General features: G+C 42.5%; 25 protein-coding genes. 19 read left to right on the top strand and 6 right to left on the bottom strand.

Annotated features, from left to right (window positions below; translation table 11 throughout):
• The first annotated feature begins 467 nt into the window (after window positions 1-467).
• The 11 genes from sufC to ABE28_RS21695 all read left to right on the top strand — a co-directional run bounded on the left by sufC (window position 468) and on the right by ABE28_RS21695 (window position 11758).
• Window positions 468-1253: a Fe-S cluster assembly ATPase SufC gene (gene sufC, locus ABE28_RS21745; RefSeq protein WP_034310141.1), complete on the top strand. Its 786-nt coding sequence runs from the start codon at window positions 468-470 to the stop codon at window positions 1251-1253.
• 15 nt (window positions 1254-1268) lie between these two features.
• Window positions 1269-2570 (top strand): Fe-S cluster assembly protein SufD, encoded by a 1302-nt coding sequence (gene sufD / locus ABE28_RS21740; protein ID WP_064461722.1) that lies wholly within the window; start codon window positions 1269-1271, stop codon window positions 2568-2570.
• Entirely contained in the window at window positions 2570-3799 is a 1230-nt protein-coding gene (locus tag ABE28_RS21735; RefSeq protein WP_064461721.1) for a cysteine desulfurase, read from the top strand. Before sufD ends, ABE28_RS21735 begins: the two co-directional genes overlap by 1 nt.
• Entirely contained in the window at window positions 3789-4217 is a 429-nt protein-coding gene (gene sufU, locus ABE28_RS21730) for a Fe-S cluster assembly sulfur transfer protein SufU (protein ID WP_064461719.1), read from the top strand. The genes ABE28_RS21735 and sufU overlap by 11 nt, the downstream gene beginning before the upstream one ends.
• A gap of 56 nt (window positions 4218-4273) precedes the next feature.
• Entirely contained in the window at window positions 4274-5671 is a 1398-nt protein-coding gene (gene sufB, locus ABE28_RS21725) for a Fe-S cluster assembly protein SufB (RefSeq protein WP_064461717.1), read from the top strand.
• Between the two features lie 409 nt (window positions 5672-6080).
• The gene (locus tag ABE28_RS21720; RefSeq protein WP_064461715.1) at window positions 6081-6647 is read left to right on the top strand and encodes a hypothetical protein; all 567 of its coding nucleotides are present in this window, start codon (window positions 6081-6083) and stop codon (window positions 6645-6647) included.
• Window positions 6648-6954: 307 nt separating this feature from the next.
• Window positions 6955-7803, top strand: a complete 849-nt coding sequence (locus ABE28_RS21715) for a DUF72 domain-containing protein (RefSeq protein WP_064461713.1) — start codon at window positions 6955-6957, stop codon at window positions 7801-7803.
• A gap of 81 nt (window positions 7804-7884) precedes the next feature.
• Window positions 7885-8712 carry a sulfite exporter TauE/SafE family protein gene (locus ABE28_RS21710; protein WP_064461711.1) on the top strand — a complete coding sequence of 276 codons (828 nt, stop codon included), beginning with the start codon at window positions 7885-7887 and terminating at the stop codon, window positions 8710-8712.
• A gap of 14 nt (window positions 8713-8726) precedes the next feature.
• A complete protein-coding gene (locus ABE28_RS21705; RefSeq protein ID WP_306807307.1) occupies window positions 8727-10115 on the top strand; it encodes a bifunctional metallophosphatase/5'-nucleotidase in 1389 nt (462 codons plus the stop codon).
• A 62-nt stretch (window positions 10116-10177) separates the two neighbouring features.
• Window positions 10178-10480 (top strand): YunC family protein, encoded by a 303-nt coding sequence (locus tag ABE28_RS21700; RefSeq protein WP_064461731.1) that lies wholly within the window; start codon window positions 10178-10180, stop codon window positions 10478-10480.
• A 180-nt stretch (window positions 10481-10660) separates the two neighbouring features.
• Window positions 10661-11758, top strand: coding sequence for an HD-GYP domain-containing protein (locus ABE28_RS21695; protein WP_064461707.1), 1098 nt, complete (start codon window positions 10661-10663; stop codon window positions 11756-11758).
• 410 nt (window positions 11759-12168) lie between these two features.
• Here the strand turns inward: ABE28_RS21695 and yunB are convergent, their stop codons facing one another.
• Both yunB and ABE28_RS21685 read right to left on the bottom strand, forming a co-directional pair.
• Window positions 12169-12891: a sporulation protein YunB gene (gene yunB / locus ABE28_RS21690; protein WP_156775876.1), complete on the bottom strand. Its 723-nt coding sequence runs from the start codon at window positions 12889-12891 to the stop codon at window positions 12169-12171.
• 111 nt (window positions 12892-13002) lie between these two features.
• On the bottom strand, window positions 13003-13953 hold the full coding sequence (locus ABE28_RS21685) for a M23 family metallopeptidase (protein WP_064461729.1): 951 nt from the start codon (window positions 13951-13953) through the stop codon (window positions 13003-13005).
• Between the two features lie 229 nt (window positions 13954-14182).
• On the opposite strand from ABE28_RS21685, the gene lipA reads away from it, so the two are divergent.
• Entirely contained in the window at window positions 14183-15097 is a 915-nt protein-coding gene (gene lipA / locus ABE28_RS21680) for a lipoyl synthase (protein ID WP_064461703.1), read from the top strand.
• 49 nt (window positions 15098-15146) lie between these two features.
• Here the strand turns inward: lipA and ABE28_RS21675 are convergent, their stop codons facing one another.
• The gene (locus ABE28_RS21675; RefSeq protein WP_257390660.1) at window positions 15147-15806 is read right to left on the bottom strand and encodes a YhcN/YlaJ family sporulation lipoprotein; all 660 of its coding nucleotides are present in this window, start codon (window positions 15804-15806) and stop codon (window positions 15147-15149) included.
• 110 nt (window positions 15807-15916) lie between these two features.
• Here ABE28_RS21675 and ABE28_RS21670 point away from each other — a divergent pair, with 110 nt between their 5' ends.
• The gene (locus ABE28_RS21670; protein WP_064461699.1) at window positions 15917-16192 is read left to right on the top strand and encodes a YutD family protein; all 276 of its coding nucleotides are present in this window, start codon (window positions 15917-15919) and stop codon (window positions 16190-16192) included.
• Between the two features lie 30 nt (window positions 16193-16222).
• On the opposite strand, the gene ABE28_RS21665 is transcribed toward ABE28_RS21670, so the two are convergent.
• The gene (locus tag ABE28_RS21665) at window positions 16223-16510 is read right to left on the bottom strand and encodes a hypothetical protein (RefSeq protein ID WP_064461697.1); all 288 of its coding nucleotides are present in this window, start codon (window positions 16508-16510) and stop codon (window positions 16223-16225) included.
• A 66-nt stretch (window positions 16511-16576) separates the two neighbouring features.
• On the bottom strand, window positions 16577-16843 hold the full coding sequence (locus ABE28_RS21660) for a DUF3055 domain-containing protein (protein ID WP_064461695.1): 267 nt from the start codon (window positions 16841-16843) through the stop codon (window positions 16577-16579).
• Window positions 16844-16954: 111 nt separating this feature from the next.
• Here ABE28_RS21660 and ABE28_RS25330 point away from each other — a divergent pair, with 111 nt between their 5' ends.
• The 4 genes from ABE28_RS25330 to ABE28_RS21640 all read left to right on the top strand — a co-directional run bounded on the left by ABE28_RS25330 (window position 16955) and on the right by ABE28_RS21640 (window position 19700).
• Complete coding sequence (locus tag ABE28_RS25330; protein ID WP_156775874.1) at window positions 16955-17122, top strand: hypothetical protein; 168 nt, start codon at window positions 16955-16957, stop codon at window positions 17120-17122.
• 78 nt (window positions 17123-17200) lie between these two features.
• Complete coding sequence (locus ABE28_RS21655) at window positions 17201-17638, top strand: DUF86 domain-containing protein (RefSeq protein ID WP_064461693.1); 438 nt, start codon at window positions 17201-17203, stop codon at window positions 17636-17638.
• Window positions 17639-17660: 22 nt separating this feature from the next.
• Window positions 17661-18428 (top strand): TIGR01457 family HAD-type hydrolase, encoded by a 768-nt coding sequence (locus ABE28_RS21650; protein ID WP_064461691.1) that lies wholly within the window; start codon window positions 17661-17663, stop codon window positions 18426-18428.
• A 106-nt stretch (window positions 18429-18534) separates the two neighbouring features.
• A protein-coding gene (locus tag ABE28_RS21640; RefSeq protein WP_373921307.1) for an IS3 family transposase occupies window positions 18535-19700 on the top strand; the annotation gives its coding sequence in 2 pieces (ribosomal slippage) (window positions 18535-18811 and window positions 18811-19700; 1167 coding nt in all).
• Window positions 19701-19790: 90 nt separating this feature from the next.
• On the opposite strand, the gene ABE28_RS21635 is transcribed toward ABE28_RS21640, so the two are convergent.
• Window positions 19791-20288 carry a phosphatidylglycerophosphatase A family protein gene (locus tag ABE28_RS21635; protein WP_257390659.1) on the bottom strand — a complete coding sequence of 166 codons (498 nt, stop codon included), beginning with the start codon at window positions 20286-20288 and terminating at the stop codon, window positions 19791-19793.
• A gap of 178 nt (window positions 20289-20466) precedes the next feature.
• Between ABE28_RS21635 and yutH the strand changes: the two genes are divergently transcribed.
• A complete protein-coding gene (yutH, locus tag ABE28_RS21630) occupies window positions 20467-21468 on the top strand; it encodes a spore coat putative kinase YutH (protein WP_064464373.1) in 1002 nt (333 codons plus the stop codon).
• Between the two features lie 118 nt (window positions 21469-21586).
• Window positions 21587-22498 carry a L,D-transpeptidase family protein gene (locus tag ABE28_RS25885; RefSeq protein ID WP_257390658.1) on the top strand — a complete coding sequence of 304 codons (912 nt, stop codon included), beginning with the start codon at window positions 21587-21589 and terminating at the stop codon, window positions 22496-22498.
• Window positions 22499-22635 lie beyond the last annotated feature (137 nt).

The raw sequence follows: 22635 nt of genomic DNA, 5'->3' as shown, positions 1-22635 counted from the left end.
GAAAATTCACGCCTAAGCATATAAAAAGAATTCTTTAAAAGATCGGTCTGTAGAGGTAAAATGGTAAGTGGTCCAGAAAATAAGGGTTTCCTTATTTGGTAACTTACATAATGCCTGTCAGATCGATTTTTTTATGTCCCAAGCGTAACGATCACCGGTTACGACCAAGCCTTGCGATCATATATTAGTAATGATGGAGATTTACCGAATAATAAGATTATTTTAACAAAGGCTAAATAAAGTCTTAATTTACTGGAAATGGGCTATAACTGTTAGTATCCTAATAATAGGACAGGTTTTCATCACGCAAGAAGTGTAAACCCTTCTATATTAGTTGATTCTAAATTGGATTTGTTATAAAATTGGAATGAGAATAAAGTGAGAATGTTTTTTGAGAAATTTATAGTTGAGAAAGTTCACCTTGCTTTCTGGTAATAAAATAGGAATTAGTTCACGGAGGTATTATTATGTCAGCTTCTACATTAACGGTTAAAGATCTTCACGTTTCAATTGAGGGTAAAGAGATTTTAAAAGGGGTAAACCTTGAAGTTAAGGGTGGGGAAATCCACGCGATCATGGGACCAAACGGAACTGGTAAATCGACTTTATCATCAGCAATCATGGGCCACCCTAAATATGAAGTAACAAGCGGAAGCATCACATTTGATGGTGAAGATGTATTGGAAATGGAAGTCGACGAGCGTGCTCGTGTCGGGCTATTCCTTGCCATGCAATATCCAAGTGAAATCAGCGGTGTTACGAATGCTGACTTCCTGCGTTCTTCCATCAACGCTCGCCGTGAAGAAGGCGACGAAATTTCATTGATGAAATTCATCCGTCAGATGGACCAAAAAATGGAATTCCTTGAAATGGATGAAGATATGGCTCAACGTTACTTGAATGAAGGATTCTCCGGCGGAGAGAAAAAACGCAATGAGATTCTTCAATTAATGATGATTCAGCCTAAAATTGCAATTTTGGATGAAATCGATTCAGGGCTTGATATCGATGCACTTAAAGTCGTTTCTAAAGGAATCAACGAGATGCGCGGAGAAGACTTTGGCTGCTTGATCATCACTCACTACCAACGTCTATTAAATTACATCACTCCTGATTTTGTCCATGTCATGATGCAAGGACGCGTCGTGAAATCAGGTGGTCCAGAGCTTGCTGCCCGCTTGGAAGCGGAAGGCTATGATTGGATCAAACAAGAATTGGGCATTGAAGACGAAACTGTTGGCGAAGAAGCGTAAGTAGGAGGATTTGCAATGACTACAGAAACCAAATTACCGTTTGAACAAGAGGATATCAGCTCTTATTCAGCTAAAAATAATGAGCCAGCCTGGCTTTCTGAGCTTCGGATCCAAGCTTTTTCGGAATTGGAAAAGCTGCCGATGCCAAAGCCGGATAAAACGAAAATCGACAAATGGAACTTTACTTCATTCAAGACTCATGCGGTTCAAAGTGAAGCTTTTGCTTCATTGGAAGAGCTTCCGGAAGAAATCAAGTCCATCATCGAAGAAAATGGAAACTTATACATTCAACGTAATAACACGCCGGCACTTATCAATCTGTCAGCTAGCTTGAAGGAACAAGGCGTCATTTTCACGGATATTTTTACGGCTGCTCGTGATCATTCTGACCTCGTGCAAAAATATTTCATGAAGGACGGCGTGAAAGTAGATGAGCATCGTCTAACCGCACTGCATGCTGCGTTAGTCAATGGGGGAGCATTCCTTTATGTTCCGAAAAATGTGGAAATCAAAGAGCCGATCCAATCGGTATTCCTGTTGGATAATCCAGATGCTACACTTTTCAACCATGTATTGATCGTAGCCGAAGATAATAGCTCGGTAACCTATGTGGAGAACTATTTCTCGAATGTTGAATCTAATGAAGGAATCGCCAATATCGTAACTGAAGTATTTGCCAATGCAAATGCGAAGGTGGAATACGGAGCGGTCGATACGTTATCAAAAGGTTTTACTACCTATGTTAACCGCCGTGGAGTGGCGGGGCGTGATGCACATATTGAATTTGCGCTTGGTCTTATGAATGACGGTAATACCATTTCGGATAATATAACATACCTAATGGGCGATGGCTCACATGGGGATACTAAATCCGTCGTAGTCGGACGCGGAGAGCAAAAGCAAAACTTCACGACTGCCATCATTCATTATGGCAAACGTTCCGATGGACAAATCCTTAAGCATGGCGTTGTGAAGGACAGTGCTTCGACGATTTTCAATGGAATCGGCAAAATAGAGCATGGTGCTACAAAGTCCAATGCCGAGCAGGAATCACGGGTGCTTATGCTGAGCGAAAAAGCGCGTGGTGATGCCAATCCGATTCTTTTGATTGATGAAGACGATGTAACGGCTGGTCATGCCGCTTCAGTCGGTCGTGTCGATCCGCTTCAACTGTATTATCTAATGAGCCGTGGTATCACGAAGAAAGAAGCCGAACGGCTTGTCATTCACGGATTCTTGGCCCCTGTTGTCAACCAGCTTCCTATTGAGGGAGTTAAAAAGCAATTGGTCGCGGTCATTGAAAGGAAAGTACAGTAATGAACCCATACGAAATTCGTAAGCTTTTTCCAATATTAGATCAAGAAGTCAACGGTCAGCCATTAGTTTATTTGGATAGTGCTGCAACCTCTCAAAAACCGGCTGCAGTGATTGAAGCGATTGAGCAATATTACCGCGGCTACAACTCGAATGTTCACCGCGGAGTGCATACACTAGGGACAAAAGCTACGGATGCGTATGAAGGTGCACGTGAAAAGGTGCGTAAATTCATTAACGCTTCTTCTACAGAAGAAATCATCTTCACGAGAGGTACGACGACCTCTTTAAATACGGTAGCAAGAAGCTACGGTGGAGCCAATGTAAGAGAGGGAGACGAAATCGTCATCTCTTACATGGAGCACCATAGCAATATCATTCCGTGGCAGCAGCTTGCAAAAGAAAAAGGCGCTGTACTGAAGTATCTTCCACTTCAGGAGGATGGTACGATTTCCCTTGATGATGTAAGGGCCACAATTACCGATGCAACGAAAATCGTTTCCATCATGCAGGTCTCGAATGTACTTGGCGTTATCAATCCCGTGAAGGAAATCGCGAAAATTGCCCATGAACATGGTGCGATAATGGTTGTCGACGGGGCGCAAAGCACACCTCATTTAAAAGTAGATGTCCGCGATTTGGATTGTGATTTCTTCGCCTTCTCAGGACATAAGATGGTCGGACCTACGGGTATCGGCGTATTATATGGTAAAAAAGAACTTCTTGAAAAAATGGAGCCGGTCGAATTCGGCGGGGAAATGATCGATTTTGTGGGGCTTCATGAGTCTACATGGAAAGAACTCCCGTGGAAATTCGAAGGCGGCACACCTATCATTACCGGTGCCATCGGTCTTGGGGCTGCCATCGATTTTCTGGAAGAAATCGGCTTGGATCATATAGAACGTCATGAACACAAACTGGCGGCATATGCGATCGAGAAAATGTCTGCAGTTGAAGGCTTGACGATATACGGTCCAAAGGATGCAGAAAAGCGTGCGGGCGTAGTGACCTTCAATATTGATGACGTACATCCACATGACGTCGCCACCGTTCTTGATGCAGATGGAATAGCTGTCCGTGCCGGTCATCATTGCGCCCAGCCATTAATGAAATGGCTAGACGTATCATCGACAGCAAGGGCTAGCTTCTATCTCTATAACACGGAAGAAGATATTGATAAGCTTGTATCCGGGCTTGTTAAAACGAAGGAGTATTTCAGCAATGTCTTTTGAGAACTTAGATACACTTTACCGTCAGGTCATCATGGATCACTATAAGAAACCACGTAATAAGGGTATGCTTGAGGATGGAAGCATGACGATCGATATGAACAATCCAACTTGCGGCGATCGAATCCGTTTAACGATGAAGATCGAAGATGGAAAAGTCAGCGATGTCAAATTCGATGGTGACGGCTGTTCCATATCCATGAGTTCAGCTTCCATGATGACACAAGCAATTAAGGGCAAAGATATAGATACGGCTTTGGCCATGTCCGACACTTTTTCTTTAATGATACAAGGAAAAGAATACGATGATGAGATAGACCTTGGGGACATTGAAGCCCTTCAAGGTGTTTCTAAATTCCCTGCCAGAATCAAGTGTGCCACTTTAGCTTGGAAGGCGATGGAAAAGGGATTGAAGGACTAATTAACTGGAAAATGAGCTGTTGTAATTCAGCCATTTGAAATGGAGGAATACGAGCTATGGCAAAGAAAATGCCTGATATTGGCGATTATAAATATGGCTTTGCGGATAAAGATGTTTCCATCTTCCGTTCAAAGCGTGGTCTTACGGAAGAAATCGTGGAAGAAATTTCACGCATGAAAAATGAACCGAAATGGATGCTTGATTTCCGCTTGAAATCCTTGAAGCATTTCTACAATATGCCTATGCCGCAATGGGGCGGCGATTTGAATAGCCTGAACTTTGATGAAATCACATATTATGTGAAGCCATCAGAGAAATCAGAGAAATCTTGGGATGAAGTTCCTGATGAAATCAAGCAGACTTTCGATAAATTGGGAATTCCTGAAGCGGAACAGAAATATCTTGCAGGGGTATCTGCTCAATATGAATCAGAAGTGGTTTACCACAGCATGAAAGAGGAATTGGAAGAGATGGGGATCGTATTTAAAGATACGGACTCAGCACTTCGTGAAAATGAAGATATCTTCCGTGAGCATTTCGGCAAAACGATCCCTCCAACTGACAATAAGTTCGCGGCATTGAACTCAGCTGTATGGTCTGGCGGATCTTTCATCTATGTACCAAAAGGCATAAAAGTGGATACTCCGCTTCAAGCTTATTTCCGGATTAACTCGGAAAACATGGGTCAATTCGAACGTACATTGATCATTGTAGATGAAGGCGCATCCGTTCACTATGTAGAGGGCTGTACAGCTCCTGTCTATACGACGAACTCGCTTCACAGTGCGGTCGTTGAAATCGTCATTAAAAAAGATGCCTACTGCCGTTACACGACGATCCAAAACTGGGCAAACAATGTGTTCAACCTAGTGACGAAACGTGCAGTATGTGATGCCAATGCTACAATGGAATGGATCGATGGCAACATCGGCTCCAAATTGACGATGAAATACCCTGCTGTCATCTTAAAAGGTGAAGGCGCTCGCGGTATGACTTTATCGATTGCAATCGCTGGTAAAGGGCAGCACCAAGATGCAGGAGCAAAAATGACGCATCTTGCGCCTAATACTTCATCAACGATCGTATCCAAATCAATATCCAAACAAGGCGGAAAAGTAACCTACCGCGGAATCGTCCACTTCGGACGTAAAGCGGACGGAGCCCGTTCAAATATTGAATGTGATACGCTAATCATGGATAATCAGTCTACATCTGATACAATCCCTTACAATGAAATCTTGAATGATAACATTTCCCTTGAACACGAAGCGAAGGTTTCCAAAGTATCGGAAGAGCAATTGTTCTACTTGATGAGCCGCGGAATCTCTGAGCAAGAAGCAACGGAAATGATCGTAATGGGCTTCATCGAGCCATTTACAAAAGAACTTCCAATGGAATATGCGGTCGAAATGAACCGTCTGATCAAGTTCGAAATGGAAGGCTCCATCGGGTAAATTAAATACAAGGATTTTGAAGCGTGCGATCTTGTGCGGATTCAGATTACCTTTAAGTGAAGGAGACGGACTTTATGAGTTCGTCTTCTTTGTGTTTGTTAATTGATGGTAAAGAGATAACGAATGATAATAATACAATACATAAAAACTAAATATTTACAGTTTGGTATTGATAAATTTAAACTAAAAGTACTAGAATATTAGTTTTTTCTTAAAAAAAGTAAGAGGGAGTGTTAATTTTACTAAATAATAATAGTTACTATAACAATTTTCCTAATTCCTTTGCAGAAGTGGATAAGAAAAATAATAAACCTAGAAAAGGGTATTATTGGCATTGGCATCCCTATAAAAAAACGCCAAATGCTCATGCTTTTTATGGGGGACCTGTTAAATAAAAGGGGGGAATATTATGAATTTTAATTATGAGGAGATTTATAAGAAATACTTAAAAAAGAAACAAAGTTTGGTTTTTAATAAAGAAGAGATCGTAACTAGGGTGAAGCGAAAGTTCAAGGCAGAGGAATTCAGTAAAGCGGAAATTCTTGATCTGCCAAGGGATGAGCATTTTGAGTATGAGAAGATATTTCTTTGCCTCAAAATTTGTGATAGTGAAGTGTTGAAAAAAGTCTTCCTGCCTCATGAACTAAAATTTCATGAAGAACAACGGCAGGACAATCGACGCCATCCACTTAAAAAAAGTAAAAGGAAAAAAAACTGGCTTGATCAAAATTATAATCAAATGATTATCGATGAACATGAAGGCAGGAGAATCGATATTGTTCTTGAAAGTAAAGATGGACAGTATGTTTCTGAAAGTAAGGTGAAAGCTAGATGTGATTATCTGGATGGATATCTTAATTCTTTAATAGTGGGAGCAAAGTTGTTCCATGGAACGGCAGAGTTTGAAGAAGATATACATGATTATTATTTCCAATTCTATCTCGAAAATTTAGTGAAATACAATATGCTAGGATGAAGCATGTTAATTTTTAAATTGTGCAATCCGGAGAACGATCCATAAAACTTGATGCGACCTGAAAAGAGTATTATCATTGAACTTAAAAATAGGGACATTAAAGCCTTAACCATCGGAGAATGACCGGTTGTCATGCCTATCAGGCAATGGAGAGCATAACCATTCCTACGAAAGCCTGCCGGGGAGACTTGGCAGGTTCTTTCAATTGTAAAGTGAAGGCTGGGCGGCATTACGCCAAGGTTAAATGTGCTTTACAGGGGTAAAAATAGAGTATGGGAAGCCTGTCCAATGAGAGGGGATGGTACAGATGATTTATGTTGGTGTGACTGGCTGGGGCGATCATGATCGTTTGTATGATGGAGGTGTGTCCCAGCGTGATAAATTGAAGGAGTATGGGGCCCATTTTCCTGTCGTGGAGGTAGATGCCTCATTTTATGCGGTCCAGCCAAAGCGGAATAGTGAAAAGTGGGTGTCCGAGACGCCTGCATCCTTTCAATTTGTCGTTAAAGCGTATCAGGGGATGACAGGACATCAGCGCGGGGAAATCCCGTTTGAAAGTAAAAAGGACATGTTCAAAGCCTTTCGTGAATCTCTGGAAGCTTATGAGAAGGCAGGCAAGCTCGCGATGGTCCTCTTTCAATTTCCACCTTGGTTTGACTGTAAGCGGGAAAATGTCGATTATTTACGCTGGTGCAAGCTAGAGATGGGCGACACGCCGGTTGCGTTGGAATTCCGGAATCAAAGCTGGTACAGACCGGGCATGATCGAGCAAACCTTGGAATTCATCGAAAAGGAAGGCTGGATTCATACGATATGTGATGAGCCGCAGGCTGGGGAAGGATCGGTTCCTATCGTCCTCCATTCCACCGATCGAGATAAAACGCTGATCCGCTTTCATGGCCGCAATGTGCATGGCTGGCAGAAAAAGCAGGCTGGAGATAATTGGCGTGAGGTCAGGTATTTATACAAATATAATCATCGGGAATTGACAGATTGGGTGGCGAAGATCAGGTTGTTGGAAAAGCAATGCAAGGATATATTTGTCCTTTTCAATAATAACTCGGGCGGGGACGCTGCAGGTAACGCCAAGCAATTGATTGAATTGCTTGACATAGAATATGAGGGGCTTGCTCCAAAGCAGCTTGGTTTGTTTTAGGCGGAGTTATATAATTAATGATGATAGACAAGCTAGTTAAGGAGCGCTCGGCTCACAACACGGTAAAGGCGGATTTTGTACATGGTTTGGTTAGTATTGGTGGGCGTAGGCTTAATAGCGGGATCAATCGGCTCTCTTGTCGGTCTCGGGGGCGGCATCATCATTGTGCCTTCCCTTTTGTATTTAGGGTCATCGACGAATATAATCGATGAACTGACACCGCAAGTTGCGGTAGGCGTTTCTACCGTGATCATGATTTTCACCGGTTTATCCTCCACTTTAGCGTATGTAAAGCATAAGGTGGTCGATTATAAGGCAGGGTTCATCTTTTTTTTAGGCAGTGCCCCTGGCGGCATAATTGGTGCCTATGTGAATAAAAGCCTGAATATCGAAGCCTTCTCCTTATATTTTGGAATGTTCATGGTATTCATGGCCATCGTGTTATTGGTGAAAGAACGCTTGAAGCCGATGGTTTTCAAGCCTGGAAAAGGGAAAATCGTCAAAACGTATAAAAATGAACGTGGGCAGGCGTTTACATATGGATACCATCCGATACTTGCGGTATTGATCTCATTTGTCGTGGGATTCAGCTCTGGATTATTCGGAATAGGCGGCGGTGCCTTGATGGTTCCCGTCATGATGCTGCTCTTCTTCTTCCCGCCTCATATGGCGGTGGCAACTTCCATGTTCATGGTATTTCTATCTTCCATCACGAATTCGATCACACATATTTCACTTGGGAATATAAATTGGCCATATGCTTTAGCCCTGATTCCAGGAGCATGGTTCGGAGCGAAATTGGGAGCATGGATTAATACCCGGATAAAGAGCGCATCGCTTACGAATATGTTGAAAATAGTTCTGATAATCATTGGTTTGCGTCTTATTTACCAAGGGATTACTGGATAAGCGAGGAGGGAAAAATGATGTCGGAAATCATTCACTTATATCACACCAATGATCTTCATAGTCATTTCGAGAAATGGCCTCGTATCGATAAGTTCCTTAAAGAAAGAAGGGACCTTCATCAGGAAACGGGTGAAGAAGCGATCATATTCGATATAGGTGATCATGTGGATCGCTGGCATCCTCATACTGAAGGCACCTTGGGTAAAGGAAATGTTGAATTGCTGAATGAAGCGGGCTATCAATATGTGACCATCGGCAATAATGAAGGAATCACTTTACCTCATGAGGCGTTGGATTCTTTATATAATGATGCAAGGTTCAAGGTCTTGGCTGCGAATATCTATTACCGCAATCATGAAAGACCGGAATGGGCGCTTCCATATTGGATACATACAACGACAAAGGGCACGAGGATTGCGCTAATAGGCTTGACTGCCTTTTTTCAAAAGTTTTACTCCGCGATGGACTGGGAATTGACTGAACCATTCGAGGAATTAAAGAAACAGCTTGAAGAAATCAAGACCAAGGCTGATGTCATCATCATCCTTTCACATTTGGGTATCCATGATGATGAAAGGATGGCCACGGACTTTCCGCAGATTGATGTCATCCTTGGCGCACATACCCACCACATCCTCCACCAAGGAAAGCTGGTCAATGATGTGCTCCTATGCGGTGCCGGAAAATATGGGTATTACGTTGGCCAAGTCGAAATGACCATCGAACAGGATAAGCGGATTTCCAAGAAGACTGCGCTTCTATATGACACCAATGATTTCTTGGAATTGGAGGGTGAACGTTCATGGCTGGAGGCCATGTACAAGGCAGGCGGGGAAACACTGAACGAAGTCGTGGTGGACCTGCCGGAAGCACTGGAAAATGATTGGTTCAAGGTGAGCCCGCTTACGAAAATTCTTGGTGAGGCACTACGGGAATGGAGTAAGGCTGATTGTACCTTTTTGAATGCCGGGCTCCTGCTTGATGGATTGCCGAAGGGTCCAGTCACAAAAGGGGATATTCACCGAATTTGTCCGCATCCCATCAATCCCTGTATCGTTGAAGTCAATGGGAATGAATTAAAAGAAATACTCATGCAATCCAGGAATGAGGAATGGCCTCAGCTTCAGGTGAAAGGCTTTGGTTTCCGCGGGAAAATCATGGGAGTCATGCACTATGATCGAATTGAATTTGATGAGATCGAGAACGGGATCGTTAAGGCGATTTTGATAAATGGAGAGAAGCTGATCGCAGATAAGTCCTATCAATTGGCCATACCTGATATGTTCACATTTGGGCATTTCTTTCCGAGTATCCAGCGCTCCAATCGCAAGGAGTACCTTTTGCCTGAATTCCTGCGGGATATCCTCGTATGGAAGCTGAAAAAAATAAATACAGAAGCCTAATGCAAAATCACGGTTTCGCCCTTTTTTTCATATTGTATGAGGAAGAAAGGGGCGAAACCATTTTGATTAACATGATACCAATAGTACTCGATAGTCATACTTTCTTAGCCATTTCTGTCCGGCTTCCAAAAACCAATCTGCTTGCAGTGGCGTCCGAAAAAGGGTATATAATGTGCGGTGCGCTGGATGTGGGGCTGCTAAATGAAAAATTAAGTGATCGTAAAATACTTGCAGGCAGGGCCACTGGAGTAAAGTCGATTGAAGAGCTTTTGGATGCACCGCTGGAATCAGTAACGTGGGAGGCAGAGGCAAAGGGCATCTATCCCGGAATGATCGGTAAAGAGGCATTAATCAAAATGATCTAAAAAGGCAGGCTTTCTTTTATCCAGAAGGGGGCCTTTATTTTATTCCACCAAGTTTTTCGGATATTTTTCAATAAATATTTTTAAACGGATTCATATATGAAGATAATTTCCGATAATCCCTATAAAGGAAAGAAACGGTTAGATACCAAATCTTGAATGGGGAAATGGAGTAGTACAAGTATGAGGCTAGCTATTACAAAGTCTTTAAGCCCTGGAGCCAGGCTCGGAAAAAACATCCATAATGAGCGGGGCCATATCCTATTGTGCGAGGGTTTAACATTAACACAGAAAATGATCGATCGACTTGTTTCCTTGAATATTCCCTTTGTCTACATTCAAGATTCAAGGACGGATGACATTATTCCCATGTCACCAGTTTCCGGGAAGCTTAGGAGAGAAGCCATTAATACGATTGAAACCACGTTCCAGGATATGAAGGATAAAATCAATCTGGATGCATCCTTCACGATTGAGCAGGCCAATGTCAAGTTCACCCAAATAGTCCGCAGCATCATGAAAGAGCTGAAAAGCAATAAAGAATTAATGACGTTACTGGCGGATGTTTATACATACGATGATTATATCTTTACTCACTCCTTTAATGTGACCTTATACACGCTGGCGATCGGGATGGAATTGAATATAAATGAAAAGAATTTGGAGATACTTGGTTTGGGAGCGATTTTGCATGATGTCGGTAAAATGCTCGTCCCCTTGGATATCCTTCGTAAGCCCGGTAAGCTGACGGAACAGGAATTCGAACAAATCCAAAAGCATGCCGATTACGGATTTCATCTAATTAAGAATATTCATACCGTTTCGCTTATCGTTGCCAACTGTGCCTACCAGCACCATGAAAGGTTAGATGGTTCTGGATATCCACGTGGGATAAAAGGGGACGAAATCCATTATTTCTGTAAGATCATTGCCGTTGCCGATGTGTTCGATGCCGTCACTTCAAATCGGGTTTACCGCAAGGCTTTGCTGCCGCATGAAGGTCTGGAAATCCTTTATGCCGGAGTCGGGAAAAAGTTCGATAATACGATCATCGAAGCATTCCGCAGAGCGGTGGCCATCTACCCGAACGGTCTGTCCGTAGAATTGAATGATGGGAGAAAAGGGGTCGTATCCGCTCAAAATGAAGGGATAGGGGACCGGCCCAAGGTAAGGATCCTTGAGGAAAATGGCGAACAAATCAAAGACCCCTATGAGGTGGACCTGAATAAAAATCTGCATTTGCTGATCATGAAATGCTTGAATATACAAGAACCAGCTTAACCTAAAATTCTCCCCTCATAAAGGGTAATTTTAAAACAGCCTAGGCAACTTGAAGGACATGCTGTCTGCTATTTGCAGACGGCATTTTTGTTTGGATCTTATGCAGCAACAGTACATTGTAATGCAACGACCGATGTACAAATACTCCGAGTATTATTTTCGTATAAATTGCGTTTCACACGGCAATAGGGGCCGTTTAACGTCAATTTCTTGCGTTACTCGCCAAATTAGCGACTTTACTCGCCAATTTTGGATGTTTACTCGCCAAATTAGGCACTTTACTCGCGAAATCTGCATGTTTACTCGCCAATTAATCCAATTTACTCACGAGTTTCGTGCTTTGCATCCAAATTGAGGCGGGTTCCCATGAAAATTGCGCGTTTCATATCTTATGGTAAAATCGTTTTTCATTATTTGTTTTCTTTCATGATGGCAGGGGCGACGGCTCCATTTCCATTACTGAAATAACTTGGTACATCACCTTCGATCAATAAGCTGCCGACTGTCACTTCCTGGCTTACCTTGGTCTCTTTAGTGAAAGAGGGGATGACGATTTGGATGTTGACATCAAAATCAACGATCAACTCATAATAAACATTATTAATGCCGGCGTTCGTCAGTTTCGTTCTCAGGTCCGATTCAACATTGCCGATGACTGACATTTTCACTGGGATTTCAGGTCCATAGTTGGAAAGGAGGTTGTTTCCGGTCACGACGCCTAATGGTATATAATAGACCACGCTTTTATATTGTTCATCATTTATTTTGGTTGAACCCGTTTTAAAAGGATTTCCCTGTTTGATGCCAAGCTTGTCTTGGATATCGTTTGTAATGTTAGCGCGCAATTCACTGTATACGGCTGGATTGAAGCTATAGGAGGAACTGGTGCCTTCGCTGCCTTTATTGTTGGTGATGATTTCCTTCATATCAATTTTGGCGATATTCTCATCGACCGATTCATGGATCGTTTCCGTGGCAATCCTTTTGATTTCATTTTCGGCAACATTCATGATTACAGGCTCGATGGCCTTATCAACATACCAAAGTGTCATGATGCTCGATATGATAAAAAGGATGAATGAATATAGAAATACTTTGCGGGTAGGGAGAGGCCCCTTTTTACGAAATTTCATTGGGCGAAATCTTTTTCGGAACACGCTTTAGCCCCCTTTACTAATACCTATGCATCAGCTTCAGGGGAATATGTTCGAATCAAAAAAAAGCAGCGGGAAATTCCGCGCCGCTTAGTTTTTCTTTTTGGCTAAATCTTTCCTTTCCCACAGCTTCAAGTAAGGGTAAGGGTCGAAGCTCCATTCTGTACGGCCGTTATCTTTGTACATTCCATAGTGAAGATGTGGCGGGAATTTACCGGATGTTCCTGGAGGGCCATAACCTGTACTGCCCACTCCACCGATGACCTGTCCGGGCTCGACAATATGTCCGACCTTCAGCCCATCGGTGAATCCGCTTAAATGGGCAAAGTAATGATACGTATTATTTAAATCCCGTATCCCTATCCGCCAGCCACCGTATTTATTCCAGCCCTTCATTTCAATGATGCCGTAGCTCGTCGATCGCACCGGAAGGCTATAATCAGCAAAGATGTCAGTGCCTTCATGAATCCTTCTGCCTCCCCAGCCGCGAGCGCTCCCCCATGTATTTAAATACGTATAATGAGTCCGTACCGGAACCGGGAAGGCTTTTTCCTGTAAATCGAGCCGGCCGTATTTCTTGTAGATCTCTGCATTGCCGATGATGATGCTGACGGCTTTATCCCGTTTATAATAATCCCATAAGCCGATCCGAATATTATCTTCATCCGTGCCAAAATTTCGGAGCTGCTTTGAAAACGCATATAAACGATCCGTATCATTGAGGATATCCGCCTTGCCATCACCGTCTCCATCCTCGCCCAAGCCATCAAAAAAGGTAATCGTGAGCGGATTCACATCATTCATGTCGGGGTTAAGGGCCCCTCTCCATTTTGAAGGCTCGATATTGATGCCTATCAACCCTTTTGCCGGCTCCAAATCCGGCCGTGCAAGTCTTATGCTATGTTCATATTGATCAGCTCCAGCGAGATAATACCACGGTATCTGGAGGGTCGCTTCCATATTCTTATATAGCTGCATCCTCCCTGCATATGCTTCAGGAATATCGGCAGCAGCATTAGCCACTTGGCCAGGACCGTTCATAATGAATGAACAAGCTATTGTAAAAAGGAAAAATCTTTTCAACGGGGCAGCTCCTTTCATGACACTATCCATATTGATAACAACATCAGTCCGTCCATCTTTTATAGTTTTGCTGATTTGGCTTCAAACATGAAAAATAAATAATGGGAATCCAACTATAACTTGTATAAATGTATTATTATTGTTAAAGTAGGGTGTGTTAATTTCTATAGAATGGAGTGACATTTCCGTGTCTTCTACAAATAAAGAAATTCTTCGAAAACCAGATTGGTTAAAAATAAAGCTTAATACTAATGAAAATTATCTTGGTTTAAAAAATATGATGCGAGAGAAAAATCTCCATACGGTTTGTGAGGAAGCGAAATGCCCGAATATCCACGAATGCTGGGCGGTAAGAAGAACGGCGACCTTCATGATCCTAGGGGAAATATGTACAAGGGCCTGCCGCTTTTGTGCGGTTACAACCGGGCGTCCCAATGAGCTGGACTGGGCGGAACCTGAGCGTGTCGCAGACTCCGTTGTACTGATGAATTTAAAGCATGTGGTCATAACGGCTGTTGCCCGTGATGATTTAAAGGATGGAGGCGCTGAGGTTTTTGCTGAAACGGTTCGTGCCATCCGCCGTAAAAACCCATTTACATCCATTGAAGTATTGCCGTCCGATATGGGTGGATTGCATGAAAATATCAAGATTTTGATGGATGCCAAGCCGGATATTCTCAACCATAATATAGAGACCGTCAGAAGCTTATCCGATCGCGTACGGGCCCAGGCGAAATATGAACGTTCATTGGAGCTGTTAAGAAGGGCTAAGGAATTGTATCCGGAGATCCCGACAAAATCCAGCTTGATGGTCGGTCTAGGCGAAACGCGCGATGAAATCCTTGAAACGATGGATGACCTAAGGGCGAATAATGTCGATATCATGACGATCGGCCAGTATTTGCAGCCAACCAAAAAGCACTTGAAGGTTCTTAAATACTACACTCCCGAGGAATTTTCTGAATTGAAAGACCGCGCTTTGGAAAAAGGCTTCAGCCATTGTGAGTCAGGTCCGCTTGTCCGCTCTTCGTATCACGCGGATGAACAGGTCAATGCAGCTGCAAAACACAAGCAAAGCAAAGGTGAAGAATTATTGAAATAGAACGAAGGAAAGGACCGAAATGCATTCGGTCCTTTCCTTTTATTGCGAATCAGAGATTGCTCATTTTTTGCCTGATATTATCGTGATGATCTTTATTATCGTTGATCATTTCACCGTTTTCATTTTCCACATCGCTCATCTTGTATCCTTGTGGTGACTTGAGCATGCTTTTGATGGTCTGTTCAATCGTATAGTCAATGCCTCTGCTGCCTGATTTCAATGTAGCGAAATTCTCGACATTTTGGGCAAGGGCAGGATCATCACTAACATATACATGATAATAACGAGGGACGACAGACATGGCAGTGCGCTTCACTTGGTCAGCGGTATCCATCCTATCCTTGGTATCCGTATCATAAACGACGAGAACTTCCTCGTCTGTCACAAGGGTGGATACATCATTGACACTCGGAATTTGTACACTGAGCTTGGATATGACATCCGATAATTGCTCACGATCGATGGAAGCGGTCTTATTGGAAACGTTACGTCTGTTAGTAGTCGTCTTATTTGTCCGGGTAAACCCGAAGTCATCGCTTTTGTTATCATGATTACGATAATCCTCGTCATAATACTGAGTGGGATTATTTACGTTTGTTGGGTTGTTTGCATGGTTTTTTGCACCGAGCCCCTGCTCGTGTTTATCGGAGCAGCCGGTCAGTGCAATGATCGAGCTTAAACCTAACGTCATGATTGTCTTTTTCATCATTAACACCCCCATAACTTTAGGATGAACATATTTCTCTATTTTTCGCTTAGTAATTGATGGGGAATCAGTTATAATTTAAAGAAAGAATGTATTTTAAAGAGGTGAAAGCAATGATTACCATCAATAACCTGACCTATGAAATAATAGAGGATGAAAGGGAAGGGTATAACGAAGATGCCTTTAAAGCCAGATACAGTGAGATTTTAACGAAGTATGATTATATCGTGGGGGATTGGGGTTACGGTCAATTAAGGCTGCGCGGATTTTTTGATGATACGAATCAGAAAGCGACCTTTGACACGAAAATCAGCACACTCAGTGAATATCTATATGAATACTGTAATTTTGGCTGTCCTTATTTCGTCGTGAAGAAGGTCAAGAAGTAAAAAAGGCCAGAAATGCTCTGGCCTTCCAAGTCATGAGCTTCCGTACCCTTTGTAAGGAGGCTGCTCATCTTTATCTGGATCATCATGTGTCGGATGTGCACCAGGGTATTTACGTGGCAAATCTTCGTGCAGCGACTTATTTTCATAATTGAAGGCACTTTGGTATCGTTGCCCTTCCTGCCATGGCGTGTCCTTGTTTTCAACTGGTGCATCTTTTGCAATGGGTGATCCAAATGGTCCTTCGGGAAATTCTTCAGGGATTAAGTAATCCCGTTGCTTTTCTACATTGGAGAAGTCATGGTATTCTTCTTTGTCCAAAGTAATCCCCCCTCATGTAATCGTACATTCAGTAGGTTTCCCGTTCAGGAAGAAAACTTCAGCATTTTAGACGATTTCCATTAAAAAGTGACTTAATTCTTCCGCCTCCGCTTCTGACAACTGAAAGGCATGCTCAAGGTAGCCTTCCTCTTCTAAATCATCCGGCCCAATTATGGCGAAACGGTTACTCTGCATATTCAGCACAAGTTTTTTTCCATAAAAACGATCGGTTGTCGTGATCGCTAAATCGTATCTTGATTCCTCTCCCATGAAACTGATGAACCGGGTTTTCGTATCAACGACATCGTTGTATAAATAAAAACGATCTTCCATAGTATCATTCCCTTGTTATTTATTTGTAGTTACATCATAACAAAGCGACTTTAATAGGGGAACAGTCATTTTTAGATTCGGTTTCACTCCGGCTAGTGACAGACATATTGATTGGCTGGCATCGATATGGGGCTGGATGTCAAGAATATAAAGGATACGGTTTCCCTAGTTGCAACCCTTGAAAAAGGGGCAAATGCTCCATACGATAAAAGGATTGGGCTGAAGGAATTGAGAGTGTGGGAGAAGCTATGGTATCATCAAGTAATAAGGCAGGTTTAATGCAGTCATGAACCGACTTGCCATTCAATTATAGCAATGATCCCCCTAGCATCTTAGATCAGAAAGGATCTGGAAAAAATGTACTTTGTAGACCGTCAAAAGATTGAACAAATATTAGTTTTTCTTGAAAAGCAGCTTGGAATTTTCGAAGGGCTTGATAATTGGGATGGAGACCATTCCGAGCTTATCACGGAAAGGCTGATACATACATCCATCGATTCCGTGCTTGATGCGGGAAATGCGATAATCGATGGTTTCATCATGCGCGACCCAGGCAGCTATGATGATATCATCGATATCCTGCATGATGAAAAAGTCATTTCCGAGGATAAAATGGTGCAATTTAAAAAGGTGCTGCCACTAAGGAAAATGCTCGTTCAGGATTTCATTGAAGTCGATCACCAAGCGCTGCATTCCGTGTTCAAGGAAAACATCGGGGCATTCAAGTCATTCCCTCATTCGGTAAGGGACTACTTAACAAACGAATTGGGACCTGTATCGGCTTTTAAAAACTAGCAGCGTTAGGAAGGCGAACTAAATGAAGGCGTATAAAGGATATTTAATTGACTTAGATGGCACCATGTACCGCGGTACTGAACAAATCGCGGAGGCGGCTGGGTTCATAAATGACCTGAAAAAAAGGGATATCCCTTATTTATTCGTAACCAACAACTCGTCCCGGACCCCGGCACAGGTAGCGGATAAATTGAGGAGCATCGGGATCGCTTCCGAAGATGAACAAGTTTTCACGACAAGCATGGCGACTGCCAATTACATAGCCCAACAAAAAAAGGATGCGTCCGTCTATGTAGTGGGTGAAGAAGGGATCATCGAGGCCATCAAGGAAAAAGGAATGCAGCTGGTGGATGAAAATCCAGACTTCCTTGTGATGGGCATCGACCGTGGCGTCAACTACGAAAAGCTGTCAAAGGCATGCCTGGCAGTCCGGAATGGAGCGACCTTCATCTCAACCAACGGGGATATTGCCATCCCTACCGAACAGGGACTTATGCCGGGTAATGGTGCGTTGACCTCCGTTGTATCCGTTTCGACTCAAGTGCAGCCGATTTTCATCGGTAAGCCTGAATCGGTCATCGTCGAGCAAGCGCTCCAAGTATTGGGGGTTCCTAAGGGAGAGACGATCATGGTCGGCGATAACTATGATACGGATATCATGGCTGGCATCAATGCAGGCATCGATACCTTGCTTGTCCATACCGGCGTAACGGATTCAGAACGCCTGAAGCAATATGATCAGCAGCCAACATATGTGGTCAACACGCTCGATCTATGGAAATTCGAATGAAAAAAACCAGGTCTGCCCATTAGAGTGACCCAGTAAAATGAGACAAGGAAAAAACACCCCTTGAGTCGTATTAGTTATCTAAACGATTTTGGAGGTGTTTTTCTTCATGGGCACAAGAGTTCACTACCCCGAGGAAGTAAAATGGCAAGCTGTAGAATTAAAGTTACAAGGAATGAGTAATAAAGCAATAATGAAACAGTTAGGAATCAAAAATGTATCCCAGATTAAAACATGGAAGAAATGGCATGATGAAGGGCAAACCCATCGATTCTCTCAGCCTGTAGGAAAACAATATACGTATGGAAAAGGACCTGCTGGTTTAAGTGAAAAAGATGCTTTAAAACAAGAGAATAAGCAATTAAAAGCACAGTTGGAAATCTTAAAAAAGTACCAAGAGATCGAGAGGAGTTGGAGCCACAAATTGTTGTACAAGTAGTCAAGGAACTGTCTTCCATGTACAAAATCGTTGATATATTAACAGTATTAGAAGTACCTAAGGCCACCTATTATAGGTGGAAGAAAAAGTATACAAGATCCGTTATGAGCCCACTTGAAGAAGTAGTCGTTCTCCTATGCGGAGAGAGTCATTTTCATTATGGTCATAGGAAAATCAAGGCTCTTCTAAAAAGAATACATGGAATTGAAGTTAATCGAAAAACAGTTCAAAAGATCATGCAGAAATATCAAGTGCAGTGTCAAATTAAAGTTAAACGACCAAAATATTTAAATGGTGAGAGTAACATTGTGGTGAAAAATATCCTAAATAGAGAATTTACAGCTGCCAAGCCTAATGAGAAATGGGTAACGGACATCACTTATTTACCATATGGATCAAAAATGTTGTATTTATCAACAATCATAGACCTTTATAATAACGAGATTGTAACCTACAAAGTGAGTGAGACTCAGGATGTAGATTTGGTTAAAAATACACTTAATGAAGCTGTAGAGAAAAGAAAACCAAAAGATGGGTTACTGATTCATACTGATCAAGGTTCTGTTTATACATCTTATGTTTTTCAAAATTTAGCTAAAGAAAAAGGCATCATCACAAGCATGTCCCGAAAAGGAAACTGCCATGATAATGCCGTCATAGAATCCTTTCACTCCTCGCTAAAGTCGGAAGGATTCAACACTCAAAGAAGAGCATCTATATCTAATTCTAAAGTAGTGCAAATGGTAAATCAATACATGTATTATTATAACCAAATACGTATTCAAGCAAAATTAAACTACCTGTCTCCAATTGAGTTTGGAGAGCAGGCAGCATGAGTGTTTTTTCTAAGTCTCAATTCGATGGGTCAGTTCACATGGCGGCCCTGGTTTTTTTGTGCCATTTTCATTTTGCGGCATCAACTGACCTCATTCTGCATTTTCGGTTCGATGGGCAAGCCGGCTTGAAGCGGCAGCGGCAATTGCCCCGACGATGTCATCCAAAAAGGTGTTGACCTTACCTGTGCTTTTATCATTCAAATATTGTAAGATGCCTGGTTTTTGTTTATCGATGAAACCATAATTCGTAAAGCCGATCGATCCGTAAACATTGACGATCGAAAAAGCCAATATTTCATCGACTCCATATAGTCCTTCATCTATTTCAATGATGCTCTGTAATGGTTCCTCAAGTAATTTTTTCTCGGCCAGCATATCCAGCTGGATGCCGGTCAGGATGGCATTTTGGACCTCGCGTTTTGAAAGGACCCGTTCGACGTTATGAAGGCAATCGGACATTTGGAGATTTTCATGATAGCTGGATTGTAAATACATGACAAGCTCTGCGATGTCCTCCAATTTAACGCCTCGTTCACTTAGCCATCTACGAGCTGTCTTTTCAGACATTGATTGTTCAATATTAACCATGTCATCACCCATTTCTCTATATTATTAGGGATAAGTTCTAGTGCAGAGATTTCATGAGGTGCTTCGTATTTCCAAAAGGTTTCAATAATCATTCAGAAAACGGGTTATTCCACATATATATATAAGTATATGATGTCCGCTATTTCTATTATATCCATTTTTTGAAGGGGGCCATTCCATGATAGAAGAAATCATTTTCAATAATTACGGAATCCAGGTGGAGCGAGAAGAGGACAATAGCCGATTTCCGAGCTTTCGTTCAGGGAACATGGTGTACAGTATCGTCCCCATCGAGAACATCGAGCAGGACGAATTGGTCGAACGCCATAAAATGTCGCAGCATATGATTGGCCAAGGCGATCGACACGTATCGGCATTCGTCTTGGCCAATCATGGCAGTTATGTTTCCGAAGCCGATGAACAATTATTTATCCTGCTTGGCAATCAGGCTTTGGAAGGGCCGAAAAATTTCAATCCAGGTAGACGACTGGCAAGATTCCATCAACGCGGGAGAGGCATTAATGAAACCATTTCCGCCTGCTCGAGAATCGGAAAATGGAAAGAGCTTTGGGAACAAAGGATCGATCAATTGGAACGGATTTGGAGGGATAAGCTGACCGCCCATCCCGATAACCAGTTTGAAAAATTGTTTATAGAAACCTTTCCCTATTATATGGTGCTAGGTGAAAATGCGATTCAATATTTAGTCGACACGGAAATTGATGATACCCCGCAAATTGTCGATAGTGGCACGGTGTGTTACGAACGGTTTTTGCATGATACTTGGAAAAGTAATAAATGGGTGAAAAATCCGTTCGATTGGGTATTCGACCACGGGACGAGGGATGTGGCCGAATGGGTGAGGGAACACTATTTTCAGAATGTGCACACGCATCAGCGCGGCATCGGTCATTTTTTTCATGAATACCAGGCGATCGAACCGTTCTCCAGTTTTTCGGCCCGGTTGTTGTATTCGAGAATGTTATTTCCGATTCATTATTTTGAAACGGTCGAAGAGTTTTTCTCCAAGAAAACGGAAACAAGATCGAATGAGCTGGAGGACAAAATCGCACAAATAACAAAATCATCCCAACAATATGAATCCTTCCTTAAACAATTTTATGAATTGGCGGAAGTCCCGGCCAAACAATATGATTTGCCAAAAGTTGATTGGATTTAGCTGAAAATGGGAAAGAAATATGATTCATCCAGATTGACTATGTTATGATGATAACAAGATTTTTTTGAATAGTTTGATTTTATCAGTGAATTCAACCGGGACGGGAAAGGAAGAGTCAATGAAAAAAATGATGATGGCAGCCCTTTTACTTTTGTTTGGCCTTCAGGTGACCTTGCCTGTGCAGGCTGAAACAACAGCTTGTGAAGCATCACAATACAAAGTCGTACTGAAGAAAACGGCTGAGCTGAAAGAAAGGGCTACGGCTTCAAGCAAAACGTTAAAAACGTATAAGAAAAATGATGAATTATCGGCCAGTGGCAGAACAGGAAGCTGGTATAAGGTTTGTCACGCGAAAAAGACCGCCTATTTGAGCATGACGGATGCAAGGGAGGTTTTCAGTACCGGTGAAAAAGCCCTGCTGAAGAAATTCGACACGAGAAAAGGGGTCAACCAGATTGTATCGGTGAAAGGGAAATCGATGACTGATACGCACGTTACAGTCATACCATACGAAAAGAAAAGCGGCGAGTGGCGACGGGCGTTGAATGAGATGAAGGGCGTCATTGGCAAGAATGGCTTTACGACCAGTAAAAAGGAGGGCGACGGAAAATCCCCGGTGGGAATTTACTCCTTTGGGACGGCGTTTGGAAGCGAAACGAAGCCGGGCGGCCTGAAGCTGGGCTATAAGAAAACGACTGAATATGACTATTGGATCGATGATCAAACATCCCAGGATTATAACAAGTGGAAAACCTATAAGGGTAACCCTGCGGATAAATGGAAGTCCTTCGAAAGGATGAATCATGAACTCTATAAATATGGGACGGTCATCCATTATAATACGAATCCGATCGTAAAAGGAAAAGGCAGTGCAATCTTCCTTCATGTTTGGAGAGGGGAAACGAAGCCGACTGCAGGATGCGTGGCAATGGCCGAAAAGAATGTCCTTGCGCTTTTGAAATGGCTCGACCCAGCACAAGAACCACATATCATCATGGGGACGGAGGAGTCACTGAAATCCGTCAAGTAGCAATATGGAAAAAGGTTTTTCCTTAAAAATATTCACCATATCCGTGCTTACTCCATCAAGGGGTGTACATAAAAAGCTCGCATATCCGTTTTTCTAACTATTGATAATTATGTGAATTGAACTTATAATGTCTACTA

The organism is Peribacillus muralis, from assembly GCF_001645685.2.
Classification (GTDB): Bacteria; Bacillota; Bacilli; order Bacillales; family DSM-1321; genus Peribacillus; species Peribacillus muralis_A.
Note: the sequence above shows the minus strand (reverse complement) of the source record. Positions and strands in the feature narration are given on the sequence as shown.